Source organism: Leisingera sp. McT4-56 (assembly GCF_020514995.1).
GTDB lineage: Bacteria > Pseudomonadota > Alphaproteobacteria > Rhodobacterales > Rhodobacteraceae > Leisingera > Leisingera aquaemixtae_A.
This window is the reverse complement of the sequence record NZ_JAJALF010000003.1, coordinates 338,621-351,691: the sequence shown is the minus strand read 5'-3', so window position 1 is coordinate 351,691 and position 13,071 is coordinate 338,621. Positions and strand designations below refer to the sequence as shown.

13 protein-coding genes are annotated in these 13,071 nt (G+C 65.9%); 2 read left to right on the top strand and 11 right to left on the bottom strand.

Annotation, left to right across the window (positions count from 1 at the left end; all coding sequences use genetic code 11):
* Positions 1-94 precede the first annotated feature (94 nt).
* The 6 genes from LHL23_RS07010 to trxB all read right to left on the bottom strand — a co-directional run bounded on the left by LHL23_RS07010 (position 95) and on the right by trxB (position 7,439).
* Positions 95-811: a hypothetical protein gene (locus tag LHL23_RS07010; protein WP_226429301.1), complete on the bottom strand. Its 717-nt coding sequence runs from the start codon at positions 809-811 to the stop codon at positions 95-97.
* Positions 812-1,163: 352 nt separating this feature from the next.
* Positions 1,164-1,829: a hypothetical protein gene (locus LHL23_RS07005; RefSeq protein ID WP_226429300.1), complete on the bottom strand. Its 666-nt coding sequence runs from the start codon at positions 1,827-1,829 to the stop codon at positions 1,164-1,166.
* A 255-nt stretch (positions 1,830-2,084) separates the two neighbouring features.
* Entirely contained in the window at positions 2,085-3,794 is a 1,710-nt protein-coding gene (locus LHL23_RS07000; RefSeq protein WP_413229467.1) for a bifunctional sulfate adenylyltransferase/adenylylsulfate kinase, read from the bottom strand.
* Between the two features lie 599 nt (positions 3,795-4,393).
* Positions 4,394-6,073 carry an adenylate/guanylate cyclase domain-containing protein gene (locus LHL23_RS06995; protein WP_226429298.1) on the bottom strand — a complete coding sequence of 560 codons (1,680 nt, stop codon included), beginning with the start codon at positions 6,071-6,073 and terminating at the stop codon, positions 4,394-4,396.
* An 80-nt stretch (positions 6,074-6,153) separates the two neighbouring features.
* Positions 6,154-6,492, bottom strand: a complete 339-nt coding sequence (locus LHL23_RS06990; protein ID WP_226429297.1) for a ribonuclease E inhibitor RraB — start codon at positions 6,490-6,492, stop codon at positions 6,154-6,156.
* A 5-nt stretch (positions 6,493-6,497) separates the two neighbouring features.
* Positions 6,498-7,439 (bottom strand): thioredoxin-disulfide reductase, encoded by a 942-nt coding sequence (gene trxB, locus LHL23_RS06985; protein WP_222478010.1) that lies wholly within the window; start codon positions 7,437-7,439, stop codon positions 6,498-6,500.
* Between the two features lie 252 nt (positions 7,440-7,691).
* Between trxB and LHL23_RS06980 the strand changes: the two genes are divergently transcribed.
* Both LHL23_RS06980 and LHL23_RS06975 read left to right on the top strand, forming a co-directional pair.
* Positions 7,692-8,192, top strand: a complete 501-nt coding sequence (locus LHL23_RS06980) for an Lrp/AsnC family transcriptional regulator (protein ID WP_174146456.1) — start codon at positions 7,692-7,694, stop codon at positions 8,190-8,192.
* 161 nt (positions 8,193-8,353) lie between these two features.
* Positions 8,354-8,788, top strand: a complete 435-nt coding sequence (locus LHL23_RS06975) for a CBS domain-containing protein (protein WP_222478012.1) — start codon at positions 8,354-8,356, stop codon at positions 8,786-8,788.
* A gap of 40 nt (positions 8,789-8,828) precedes the next feature.
* On the opposite strand, the gene LHL23_RS06970 is transcribed toward LHL23_RS06975, so the two are convergent.
* From LHL23_RS06970 to lgt, 5 genes are all read right to left on the bottom strand, one after another.
* On the bottom strand, positions 8,829-9,611 hold the full coding sequence (locus tag LHL23_RS06970) for a Hint domain-containing protein (RefSeq protein WP_226429296.1): 783 nt from the start codon (positions 9,609-9,611) through the stop codon (positions 8,829-8,831).
* A 267-nt stretch (positions 9,612-9,878) separates the two neighbouring features.
* Positions 9,879-10,013, bottom strand: a complete 135-nt coding sequence (locus tag LHL23_RS23480) for a hypothetical protein (RefSeq protein ID WP_264181169.1) — start codon at positions 10,011-10,013, stop codon at positions 9,879-9,881.
* 298 nt (positions 10,014-10,311) lie between these two features.
* Positions 10,312-11,067: a peptidoglycan editing factor PgeF gene (pgeF, locus tag LHL23_RS06965; RefSeq protein WP_226429295.1), complete on the bottom strand. Its 756-nt coding sequence runs from the start codon at positions 11,065-11,067 to the stop codon at positions 10,312-10,314.
* Positions 11,064-12,131, bottom strand: coding sequence for a class I SAM-dependent methyltransferase (locus LHL23_RS06960; protein ID WP_226429294.1), 1,068 nt, complete (start codon positions 12,129-12,131; stop codon positions 11,064-11,066). Before LHL23_RS06960 ends, pgeF begins: the two co-directional genes overlap by 4 nt.
* The gene (gene lgt, locus LHL23_RS06955) at positions 12,128-13,027 is read right to left on the bottom strand and encodes a prolipoprotein diacylglyceryl transferase (RefSeq protein WP_226429293.1); all 900 of its coding nucleotides are present in this window, start codon (positions 13,025-13,027) and stop codon (positions 12,128-12,130) included. The genes LHL23_RS06960 and lgt overlap by 4 nt, the downstream gene beginning before the upstream one ends.
* Between the last annotated feature and the right edge of the window lie 44 nt (positions 13,028-13,071).

Here is a 13,071-nt window from a genome sequence, read left to right as displayed (position 1 = left end):
GCGGAGGGCGGTGCGGGGGGGGGCGAAGTCTTGGAGCCGGTGCCCGTTTGGTGGCTGGACCGCAGGCAGGGGGACAACCATGGACACTGCCGTTTCAGTTGGCCAGCCGCACCCGTTTAACAGACAGGTCGCGTGACCGCATTTCGTATTGGAAGAGCTGCTTTGAATACACGCCGTGTTTGATCCGGAAATGGGTCGCCTCGCGGTAGCCCTTGCCTGCCACGAAACTGTAGGTTCCGCTGATTTGCAGGCGGTCATCCAAAAACACGATTACATCAAACCCGCCATTTCCGTCGAAATCAAAAATCACGTCCAGTTTGTACTCCGTGCCGTCCTGCCGAATGCGGCCCGGCGAGCCGCCTTTCAGGAGTGCACGGTTCTTCACGCAGTTTTTCGTCCCGCCGCTCCCGGACTTAAAGGCGCTGTCAAAGGTGATCTCTCCAGAGCTTTGGACTTGAATTTTCAAGGGGGGCGCGCAGCCATAGCGTCCGTCATGGATTTGCATGATGTCAAACCGCCCCGGAGGGTTTGCGCGCATCGAGACAAAAGTTTGAACGCGGTACGTCCCGCGGGTTGTTGCAGAAAAGCGTCTGGTGTTGATTTCGGCACGCTGGTTGAACGTGCCGCCGACGCAATGATTTGAACTCGTTTTGAATGTCCAGGTATTGCCGGAGCGCGTGATTGCGCCCTTGTCGGCACCGCACGAGACAGACCATTTGTTGCGCGGGCCTGCATCGGACGGAGAGGCGCTTGCGGCTGCGAGCGCGGCAGCCAGGAGGAAAAAGCCCAAAATGCCTGGAAGCCTCTGCATGACACCCCTCCGCTTCGAAAGCCCTGCGGCGAGTGACGCCAGGCCAGGACAGTGCAAAAACTTGTGAGGCGGCAACGTTTTCATGGTTTCTTAGTCATGAGTTCTTTCCTGCATATTACAGCATTTCCGGCGCTGGGCTCATAACTGGCTATCGCCTGCTCCACAGCAAAACAGCCCGCCAGATGGCGGGCCGCTCTTGTTTCTTGCTGTGCCGGTCAGGCTCAGGCCTTGATCAGGCCCATGCTTTCCAGTTTCAGCAGAACCTGATGGGCGCAGTTGTCGACGTCGACGTTTTCGGTCTCGACCGACAGTTCCGGAGTTTACGGCTCGCAGCAAGCCCCGGCGAAATGGATCATTGCAACATAGCAATGAAAGACGGCCATTTGAGCAAATTGATCCCGGCAACCCGGACAGCGGCATAGGTCAGCACCCCGCCATACAGAAAATAGACCGGGAAGCGCCAGAGCGCGTATCGGTGAAGCGTGTAGCCGCGGAAAAACAGTCCAATCAGACCCAGCAGCGCGGACAGAAGAAAGAGAAGAAAGGCAATCAGACTGCTGCCAAGGGAAAAAAGCTCAGCTGCTTCTGTTTCGATGAACCGTGCCGCCGCAGACATGAACATAATGAGACACGCGATTGTGCCAAGAATGAAGCCGGAAAGCGAGGTGAACGCACGCGCCCTTTTTGTGGACTGCAGCACGGGTTGCGCAATGCGTCTTTTGATTATTGCGCGCGCCACTGCAACGATCCCGGCCAGGAAAACAAAATATGCTGCAAAGCAAAGCCCAATCGACGCTGCGGTCCCTATGCTGTCTTCAATAGGTATGTAGTTCGCATTCGTGTATTTGATGGCTTGAACCCCTAGCAACACAACAGCCCCGCCCAAGGTCAGAAGGCCGTAGTTCGTCTTCTGCATCCGGGCCTGCTCCGTTTGCGGGGCGGACAGATCGGCGGGCTGTCGCTGTGGCGGGGCGGCGTTAATGCGCTGCAAACGATTTTGAAAATCTGCTTTGGACATAAGGCGAGTCTCTAAGGTTCGTAATGGAAACGCTGCCGCCGGTTTGCCTCGAAAACATGGCGGAAATTGGCCGGAGACAGAGACCGTTCGAGAGGTGCGGGCTATCGCCGGCTTTTTACCTGCCAGAGGCGCAGGCGCTGCCCGCAGAACCAAATAGGGCAGTGGTGCGGCGGCTCGGAATGCCTTAGGTCTGTCAAACGCAAAACGGCCCGCCAGATGGCGGGCCGCTCTTGTTTCTTGCTGTGCCGGTCAGGCTCAGGCCTTGATCAGGCCCATGCTTTCCAGTTTCAGCAGAACCTGGTGGGCGCAGTTGTCGACGTCGACGTTTTCGGTCTCGACCGACAGTTCCGGGTTGACCGGCACGTCATAGGGGTCGGAGATGCCGGTGAACTCCTTGATCTTGCCTTCGCGGGCCAGCTTGTAGAGACCCTTGCGGTCGCGGCGCTCGCATTCCTCGATCGAGGTGGCGACGTGCACTTCGACAAAGGCGCCGAACTGCTCGATGTCCTCGCGCACGGCGCGGCGGGTGGTCGCGTAGGGCGCGATCGGGGCGCAGATGGCGATGCCGCCGTTCTTGGTGATCTCGGAGGCGACATAGCCGATGCGGCGGATGTTGAGGTCGCGGTGCTCTTTCGAGAAGCCCAGCTCGCTCGACAGGTTCTTACGCACGATGTCGCCATCGAGCAGGGTCACGGGGCGGCCGCCCATTTCCATCAGCTTGACCATCAGAGCGTTTGCAATGGTGGATTTGCCGGAGCCGGAGAAGCCGGTGAAGAACACGGTGAAGCCCTGCTTGGAGCGCGGCGGCTTGGTCTTGCGCAGCTCGGCAACCACCTCGGGGAAGGAGAACCACTCGGGGATCTCCAGGCCTTCGGCCAGGCGGCGGCGCAGTTCGGTGCCGGAGATGTTCAGGATGGTGACGTTGTCGCGGTCTGCGATCTCGTCGTTCGGCTCGTACTGGGCGCGCTCCTGCACATAGACCATGTGTTTGAAGTCGACCATTTCGATGCCCATCTCGCCCTGGAACTCGCGGAACAGGTCCTGCGCGTCATAGGGGCCATAGAAATCTTCGCCGGCGGAGTTCTTGCCGGGGCCTGCGTGGTCGCGGCCGACGATGAAATGGGTGCAGCCGTGGTTCTTGCGGATCAGGCCGTGCCAGACCGCCTCGCGCGGGCCGGCCATGCGCATCGCCAGGTTCAGCAGCGACATGGAGGTGGTGGCGGCCGGGTATTTGTCCAGGACGGCTTCGTAGCAGCGCACGCGGGTGAAGTGGTCGACGTCGCCCGGCTTGGTCATGCCGACCACCGGGTGGATCAGCAGGTTGGCCTGGGCTTCGCGCGCGGCGCGGAAGGTCAGCTCCTGGTGGGCGCGGTGCAGCGGGTTGCGGGTCTGGAAGGCGACAACCTTGTTCCAGCCCAGCTTGCGGAAGTAGGCGCGCAGCTCGTTCGGGGTGTCGCGGCGGCCGCGGAAGTCATAGTGGACGGGCTGCTGGATGCCGGTGACCGGGCCGCCCAGGTAGACCTTGCCCGCGGTGTTGTGCAGGTAGTTCACCGCCGGGTGGGCGTCGTCATCGGCGCCGAACACCTTCTCCGCCTCGCGCGCCTTGTTCGGCACCCAGTTGTCGGTGACGGTCATGGTGGCGAGGATCACGCCTTCCTGGTCGCGCAGGGCAATGTCCTGGCCCGCTTCCAGCTTGGACGCGAAGTCTTCGGAGACGTCCAGGGTGATCGGCATCGGCCACAGGGAGCCGTCGGTCAGGCGCATGGTGTCGACGACGCTGTTGTAGTCGGCCTCGGACAGGAAGCCCTTGAGCGGGTTGAAGCCGCCGTTCATCAGCAGTTCCAGGTCGCAGATCTGGCGCGGGGTCAGGTCCCAGCTGACCAGGTCGGCTGCTTCGACCTTCAGTTTCTGGGCGCTTTCGTAGGAGACATAAAGCTCAGGGATGGGAGCCAGGTTGCTTTGCATCGGATGGGTCCTGTGTTTGAGAGGGGGGAGGCCGCTAGCGGAGCCGGTGAGTTCCGCATGCAGCGCGTTGTATTCTGCGAGCTTGCGGGCGAGGAATTGATCGGTGAGCCGCACTTTTTCCGCAGCGCCGCGGGTGGTCAGCGTATAGGCGAACCGCTGCCGCTTGTCGGGGCCGGGGCGGGCGCTGACGGTGATCAGGCCGCCCTCTGCCGCCAGCCGCAGCTGGGTGTTGAGCCGCCCCAGCGAAATCCCCAGCGCCGCAGCCGTCACCCGCTGCGAGGCGTCCGGCGCCGCGTCGAGCTGGCGCAGGAGGCGGAAGAGCAGGTCTTCCTCGTCCGGGGTGGAAAGGGTCGCGGTTTCGGGCACGGTTTCAGGCAGCAGTCAGCAGGTTAAAGTGTGTTCACGCGTGAACGCATTGCATGGTTCGGCCCGGATGCAAAGGGTGAATTGCCGGGAATCGGCGATTTTTTGCTGCGTTGCAGGGCTGCCACGGATGCGGCGGCGGGGGCGGTTGTCCGCCATTTTCCGGCTGCGCCGGATGGCTGGCGCGGGGCGGGGGCGTTGCGGGAAACATCCGTTTTGTGCGGCGGGCCGGGCGCCTAATTCTGTTCTCCGGCCAGGGTCCGCGGCAGCGCCGCCGCATGGGCCACCGGCAGGGCGGCCAGCGGCCTGGAAACGCCGCGCAGCTGGAAGGTTTGCAGCGGCAGGCGGGCTGAGTCGTAGCCGGCCGCGTCCAGCACCCGGGCGGAAATCAGCAGTTCGACGCCCAGCTCCTTGGTCTTGGCTTCCAGCCGGCTGGCGGCGTTGACGCTGCCGCCGATGATGGTGCGCGGCGCGTGGCCTGCGCTGCCGATCTCGCCCAGCACCAGCTCGCCCAGGTGCACGCCGATGCCGATGCGGATTTCCGGCTCGCCGTCCGCGGCCAGCTGCGCGTTGAAATCCTGCAGCGCGCTGCCGATGGCGGCAGCGGCCTCCAGCGCGGCCTCGGCCGAACGGGCCGGGGCGGGGGCCTCGAACAGGGCCAGCAGCCCGTCGCCCAGGTATTTGTCGACGGTGCCGCCGCAGCTGGTGATGGCGGGCACGATGGCGTCGAAGAAGCGGTTCAGCAGGAACACCACGTCATAGGGCAGCTGGCCGGCGGCGCGGGCGGTGAAACCGCGGATGTCGAGGAACAGGATGGCCAGCTGCTGTTCTGTGCCCTGGCTGGCATGTGCGCGGCCCTTGCGGCCGTCGGGGCGGAACATGCGGGTGACGGTGAGCGGCGCCTGCGGGCGGATCTGGCAGGCGAGCCGCATGTTGGCGGGCGCCTGGACCCGGGCCAGGCTGCGGGCCTCGGGCGGGGCGGGCGGCGGCAGGGTCTCGCCGCCCTGATCCACCACCACCCGGCAGGTGGTGCAGCGCCCCTTGCCGCCGCAAAGCGAGGTGTGCTGGACGCCGCCCGCGTGCGACATCTCCAGCAGCGTCATGCCGCGCTCGGCGCGGATCTCGGGGCCGAAGGCGTAGCGGATGGCGACCGCCCGGCGGCGGCGCACAAGCTTGCGCAGGAGAAAGGCGGCAGCGGTGAGGCCGAGCAGCAGGAGAAAGATGGCGAGCCACAGGCGCTCAGCCTCGAACAGGTCGGCAAAGGCCTGCTGGCTGGGCCAGTTGAAATCCTCCATCAGGGCGGCGCGTTCGGTGCCCTCTACGAACAGGCCGTGGATGCGGCGGCCCTCGGTCAGGAAGCCGGCGAGGGCGAAGCCGGGGATGAACACCGCAAGCCCCGCCATCCAGGGGATCAGCGGGCGCCACCAGCGGGTGAGCCGCAGCCAGTAGTGCAGCCCCATGCAGCCGTGGATCCAGACCGCCAGCAGCAAGAGGCTTTGCTGCCAGGCCTCGGGCGAGGCCCACATCAGCACGATCTGATAGGGGTACTCGTCATTGACGCCGTAGATTTCGTGCGAGTAGCGGGTGAAGACCACATGCGCCAGCAGCTGCAGCGGGATCAGCAGGCCGAGCACGGTCTGCAGAGCCTCGCCCCAGCGCATTTTCAGCGTCCGCCGCTTGGCCAGGTTCCAGAGCGCCAGGCCCGGATGCAGGATCAGCGCGGCATAGAGGATCAGGCTGCCCGGCAGGCTGCGGGTGATGACCTGCCGCGCGTCCTGGAATTCATCCATCCATTCCGGCGACAGCAGACCCAGGCCGATGTTGATGAAGTGAAAGAAGGCATAGGCCAGCAGCACCAGCCCGGTGGTGATCCGGGTGCGGGTGATCCAGTTGCCCTGCCAGAGCGCGCTTGCCACCCCGGTCCTCCTGTTCGCGGTTTCCGGGGTGCAGACTGCGGGGCGGCGGGGCCGGGGTCAATGGCGGGTTTCGGGCGGGTTCAGCCCTCCAGCCCCCAGCCGTCGGGGGCAAAACCGCGGGAGAGGGCGGCGCGGGTGGCGACTTCCTCGCCGATCCAGATGCCGGTGGCAGAGATGATCTGGTCCGGCAGGGTGGCGGCCAGATAGGGGCTGCCGCCTTCGGCCTCGTCAGCGCTGACCCAGCTGCAGCTGTAGCCCTCGCGGCTCAGCTCCTCGGCCAGCGGGCGCCAGTCGGCGCCGGTGCGGGCGGGGACGAAGAAATAATCCACGTCCGCCACCTCCGGCAGGCCGTGCTCGGCCTGCAGATCGTTGAATGCCGCAACGGTTCCGGCCCGCTGCGCGTCGAAATCGTGCGGCATCCCGGTTACTCCTGCTCGGCCAGGAAGCGTTCGGCGTCGAGCGCCGCCATGCAGCCCATGCCGGCCGAGGTGACCGCCTGGCGGTACTTGTGGTCGGTCAGATCGCCGGCGGCGTAGATGCCGGGGATCGAGGTCTCGGTGGAGCCGGGCTTCACCTTGACATAGCCGCCGTTGTGCAGCTCCAGCACGTCCTTCACCAGCTCGTTGGCGGGGGCGTGGCCGATGGCGACAAAGACGCCCTTGCAGGGGATTTCCTTGACTTCGCCGGTCTGCACGTTCTTGACCACGACGCCCTCGACCCCCAGCGGGTTGTCGGTGCCGACGACCTCTTCGAGGGTGTGGAACCACAGGGTTTCGATCTTTTCGTTCTTGAACAGGCGGTCCTGCAGGATCTTCTCGGCGCGCAGCTCGTCACGGCGGTGGATCAGCGTCACCTTGGAGGCGAAGTTGGTGAGGAACAGCGCCTCTTCCACGGCGGTGTTGCCGCCGCCGATCACCACGATCTCCTGGCCGCGGTAGAAGAAGCCGTCGCAGGTGGCGCAAGCCGAGACGCCGAAGCCCTTGAACTTCTCTTCCGATTCCAGGCCCAGCCACTTGGCGCGGGCGCCGGTCGCCAGGATCACCGCGTCAGCGGTGTAGGTGGTGCCGCTGTCGGCCTTGGCCACAAACGGGCGGGCGGAGGTGTCGAGCGAGGTGATGTAGTCGCCGATCACTTCGCAGCCCATCGCCTGGGCGTGCTCCTGCATCTTGATCATCAGGTCGGGGCCCTGCACCTCGGTGAAGCCGGGGTAGTTCTCGACCTCGGTGGTGGTGGTCAGCTGGCCGCCGGGCTCGATCCCCTGGACCAGGACGGGCTCCAGCATGGCACGGGCGGCATAGACCCCCGCGGTATAGCCGGCAGGCCCGGAGCCGATGATCAGAACCTTGGTGTGGCGCGTCTCGCTCATGTGTGTTCCCCACGTAATGCAGCCTGGCGGGCTTGCCGCCGTCAGGCAATGCATATAGCGGCAGGACCCGCAGGCTTAAACCCCCGGCTGTCATCCCTGGCGCGGTATGCCGCGGGATGCGGTTTTGCGGCGGCAGGGCGGATTTGTGGCTTGCGCGCCCGCTCTGCAAAGAATATTGCGCGGCGATGAAACAATATTGCGCAGCCCGGCGGCGGTGCTATAAGAAACGCAAAGTTCACAGGAGTTTCCGGCATGGTCACAACCCGTCTTGATCCGATTGATCGCAAGATTTTGTCGGAGCTTCAGGCCGATGGGCGGATGACCAACGTGGAGCTGGCCAAGCGGGTCGGCATTTCCGCTCCGCCCTGCCTGCGCCGGGTGCGGGCGCTGGAGGAGGCCGGTCTGATTCACGGCTACCACGCGGATGTGAACGCGCGCGAGCTGGGGTTCGAGGTGCAGGTCTTTGCCATGGTGGGGCTGGAGAGCCAGGCCGAGGCGGAGCTGAGCGCCTTTGAGGAGAAATGCCGCAGCTGGCCGCTGGTGCGCGAGTGCCACATGCTGAACGGCGAGGTGGATTTCATCCTGAAATGCGTCTCCCCCGACCTCAGCACCTTCCAGAGCTTCCTGACCGGCGATCTGCTGACCACCCCGAATGTGGCCAGCGTCAAGACCTCGCTGGTGATCCGCGGCGCCAAGGATGAGCCCGGAGTGCCGTTTGAGGTGCTGGAGGAGCGGCTGGCGCGCGAGGCCTGAGCCGAAGCCGCCGCCGGCAGGCTGCCCGTTCCGCGGGCTGATGCCCCGCATCTTGATCCAAGTCATTGACAGAACGGGGAAACCCGGGATGCTGGTAAGGCGGGGCTTGCCGGTGCAATCGGTTTGAGCCGGCCGTTGTTCCGCCGACTGGAGGTGCGGCGATGGCAATTGTTCAGCAAATTCTTGATGGCAAGGGCAAGACGCTCCACACGCTTCCGCCCGAGGCCATGGTGGTCGATGCCCTGGAGCTGATGGCAGAGCATGACGTTGGCTCGGTGCTGGTGGTGTCCGGCGGGGAGCTGGCCGGCATCTTCACCGAACGGCACTATACCCGCAATGTCTTCCTGGCGGGCAAGACCTCGCCCGCGACACCGCTGGCGGATGTCATGGCCACTGATTTCACCTGCGTCGACCCCGGCCAGAGCGCCGAGGCCTGCATGGCCCTGATGAGCAAGAAGCGGGTGCGGCATCTGCCGGTTCTGAAGGACGGGCAGCTGGCCGGGATCGTGTCGATCGGCGACCTGATGAAGGCGATCATCGAAGAGGAGCACTTCAACGCCGACCAGCTGGTGCGCTACGTCCGCGGCATGAACTGAGCGGCCGCAGCGGCCCGATGAGGGGGCCGCCGGTCCCGGATTACAGGATTGCCGGCCCGGGGCGGCTGATGCTGTCGGCCCGGGGGTGCGCCAGCGGGCCGAAGCCCTGGATGCTGTCGGTATGGGCAAACAGGTTCAGGAACAGCGTCTTGATCGCATAGCTTGCCAGCTTCAGCGCGTCCGGCCCCGGGTGGTAGGATTCAAACGGCAGGCCGGCCACCGTGATCACTGCATGGCGCGGCAGGCAGAGGTGGTAGAGGTCGACAGGCGCCGGCGGTGCGGTCTCGAAAATGCTCATGCCGTCCTGGAATTCCGATGCCAGGGTCAGCAGCTTGCTGCTGCCGCTGCCCTGCATGTGCGGCGGTGTGCGCAGCAGCCGTGCGGCAGGGCCGGCCACCAGGCTGGCGGCGGGCTTTTGCAGGCCCAGGCTGTCGGCCATGAAACTGGTCAGGCTGCAGCTTCGGGGGCTGCCGCCGGCGCGCCCGGGCAGCACGCAGGTGCGGCCGACCCAGACCAGCGGCTGGCTGCCGCCGTCCCCGGTCAGGATTTCGTCGCCGGGCAGCAGGTCCTCGACCGCGATGGGGCCGCTTGCGGTGTCCACCAGCGAGCCGCGGGAAAACGCGCAGAAGGCGTTTTCGAACAGCGGCAGGGCCGGGGCGATGTGGCGGGTTTCGGCGATGGCGCCGCCGGGCAGCAGGCAGCTGACCTCATAGCGGCGCAGCTGCGGCTTGCTGGCGCTGCGCAGCGCAGCGGGATCCTGCAGGATCGCAGTGGCCTCGACGGCGTTGGCTGCAGCGCGCTGCAGCGACTGGGGGATGGTCATGACAGCAGACCTCTCCTTTCAAACTGCCCGCATGCATCGGCCCCCACCGGCAACACAGACGTGCTTGAACGATATGTATGCGCCCTAATTGGCAGGATTTAATTCGAATTGTCAAAAAATCTGAAGCAAACTGGTTAATGCGGGGCGGCGCGCCGGAGCCGCCGCCGCATGGCATCTGACAAGGCCGGTTGGATGCCCCTTAGGCGGCAGGCCGGGCTGGCGCGGCTGCACCAGGGGGTGCCGCTGCCGGGGCATCCGTCCCCGGCGTTAACCCAGTTTCCGCATTGCGGCGCCGCTGCGCGCCCGGCCCGCGCCGCGCCGGGCGGCAGCCCAGGGCAGGGGGGCGGCTTCGCTCTTGGCGGAGCGGATGATGGAGGCAATGAAGCGCTTGTTCATTTTCATAATCAGGTCTGTCCTTCGCCCGGCAACTGCACCCTGACGCCGGGCGGCTGCTGTTCTTGCTGTTCTTGCTGGTCTGACCTTTTTATGGGTAATCTTTGCGCCCTGATTATGGCGTGGCGGGGGCATTTTGCGCCCCGGCGGCGCATAGAACTGTCCCGCCGCGAATGATGCGGGGCCTTTTCCAAGCGGCTGATTTCAAAGGGAAATGCGGGACCGCTGCGTGCCGGTGCCGGGACGGCTGCCGGGAATGCGGCGGAATTTATTCAAAACCGCCACAATTGCGCTGGTTAACGGGGCCTTAAAGCCGGATGCAGGAGATCAGGCGGCCGTAGTCGGCCTCCTTGGCGTGGGTGGCGCGGCGGTAGGAGAAGAATTTCTCCGGGTCGGAATAGGTGCAGTAGCGGCTCCATTCCGCGGCGCCGATACCGGCCTGGCGCAGCTTGTGCAGGCCGAGGCCGGGCAGGTCGAACAGGTAGCGGTCGCCCTCGCCGTTGGCAAAGAAGCGGGCATAGCCGTCGTCCTGCATCATGAAGTCCTCGAAGAACTCCGGGCCGACCTCATAGGCGCGCTGGGAAATCGTCGGGCCGATCACCGCGGCGGTGTTTTCGCGCCGCGCGCCGAGGCCTTCCATCGCCTCCAAAGTGGCTTCCAGCACCCCGTCCAGCGTGCCGCGCCAGCCCGCGTGGGCGGCGCCGATGACGCCCGCTTCAGGGTCGCAGAACAGCACCGGCTGGCAGTCGGCGGTCAGGATCGACAGTGCCAGTCCGGGCACATTGGTGACCATTGCGTCCGCCTGCGGCCGGTCCTGCGAGGGTTCCGTCACCACCTGCACATCGGCGCTGTGGACCTGATGCACCGCGCTCAGGTTCTCCGGCGGCACCTCCATCGCGGCGGCCACGCGGTTGCGGTTGATCTGCACCGCCTCGCGCTGGTCGGTGGAGCCGAGGCCGCAGTTCAGACCCCGGTAGATGCCGGAGGACGCGCCGCCCCTGCGGGTGAAGAACCCGTGCCGCACCGGGCCAAGCAGATCGGACGTGAGAATTTCAAGCGTCATGGGTTCAATCCTGGCAAAGGGGCGGCCTGAGGCGGGTAGAGGCCGAGCACTTTGAACAGGTTTCCCATTTCCTCCGGGTGCGTCAACCGCCGATGTGCGGCGATCAGGGAGTCCAGCGCCGCGCCCTGCAGCGGGGCGGCCAGGGCGCGGGCGCGGTCGGTGATGCCCAGCCGTTCGAGGAACACACCTTGGGGGGTGAGGCGGGTGAAGCCGCAACCCTTGGTTTTTGCGGCCATCGCCAGCGCCTCGAAATCCACATGGGCGGTGAGGTCGGCCTGGCCGGGATCCTGCAGCGGGCCGGCGGGTTCATGCGCGCGCAGGGCCTGCAGGGTGTCCCCCAGCGCCCGCCAGTCGCCGTAATCCACGATCAGGGCGCCGCCGCCATGGGCAGCGATTCGGGCGGCGATGGCCTGGGTGACGGGAACCGCGGGTTCGCAGAGTTCGACCAGATCGCCCTCGCTTGTGTCCTGCAGCCGGTGCGCCAGCGCGGGCTGCGGCGCGGCGGGGCTGAGGCCGAAGGCAAGCGCGCCGTCCGCGAGGCCGATGCGTCTTTCGCTCCAGTGGCCGCCTGTGCGGATGAACTGGCGGATGGGCAGGGCGTCGAAAAACTCGTTTGCCACCAGGAACAGCGGCTGGGCGGGCAGGGTGTCCGCCGTGTCGAGCCATTGCGGCGCGTAGCCCTCCAGCGCCTTGGCCTGGGCCGCGCGCAGGGTTGGCGAGGCCTCGACCAGATGGATCTGCATGGCGGCGTGGAAGCCGGGCACGCCGCGGGTGGCGCGCAACAGGTCCGCCATCAGGGTGCCGCGGCCGGGGCCGAGCTCCGCCAGCGTGAAAGGCGCAGGCGACCCTTGGTCGAGCCAGGCCTGCGCCAGCGCGAGGCCGATCAGCTCGCCGAACATCTGGCTGATTTCCGGCGCGGTGATGAAATCGCCCTTGGCGCCCAGCGGGTCGCGGGTGGTGTAATAGCCGAACTGCGGGTGCAGCAGGCAGTCCGCCATGTAGTCGGCGACGGACATCGGGCCATCGGCGCGGATGCGGGCGGCGAGGTGGTCGCTGAGGCTCATGCCGTGCTCCGGGCCGCGTGGCGGGCGCGGATCAGGAACCAGAGGCCGACCGCGATCATCGGCAGCGACAGCGCCTGGCCCTGGGTGAGGCCGATGCCGTCGATGTGCCAGGCCAGCCCCAGCGGGTTGCCGTGGGTGACGAACTGGGCGTCCGGCTGGCGGAAAAACTCGACAATGAACCGCGCAAGCCCGTAGCCCGCCAGGAACACGCCCAAGAGGCGGCCCGGGGTGTGGAAGGCGTTCCGGCGCCAGGCGAGATAGAGAAGCACGGCGCCAAGGATCAGCCCCTCCATCAGCGCTTCATAGAGCTGCGACGGGTGGCGGGCGCAAAGCTCTCCCAGCGCCTGGCCGCAGTCCTGCGCCGCCTGGCCGGGGAAGGCCACGCCCCAGGGCAGGTCCGTCGGGCGGCCCCAAAGCTCGGCGTTGACGAAATTCGCAAGCCGCCCCAGCAGCAGCCCCGGCGGCACCGTGTGGGCAACCAGGTCGGAGATCTGCAGTTTCGGGATGTTGTGGCGGGCGGCAAAAATCAGGGTGGCCAGAACCACGCCGATCAACCCGCCGTGAAAGGCCATGCCGCCCTGCCAGATCTTCAGGATCTCGCCCGGGTGCGCCAGGTAGTAGGCCGGCTGGTAGAACAGCACGAAGCCGAGGCGCCCTCCCGCGATCACACCGATGATGATCCAGGTCAGCAGATCCTCCACCTGCTGCGGTTTCATCGGCGGCTGCCCGGCGGGCCACAGCGCGGGGCGGCGCAGCGCCGCGACGGCGAGCCGCCAGGCGATGACGATGCCCGCGATATAGGCCAGCGCATACCAGCGCAGGGCGAATTCGAAACTGCCGATGGCGATCGAGAAGATCTCGGGCGAGAGGTCGGGGAATTGGATCATGGCCTGCATGTGCGTCTGAATGCCTCTGCTCTTTGGGGGAAGTCAACGGCTTG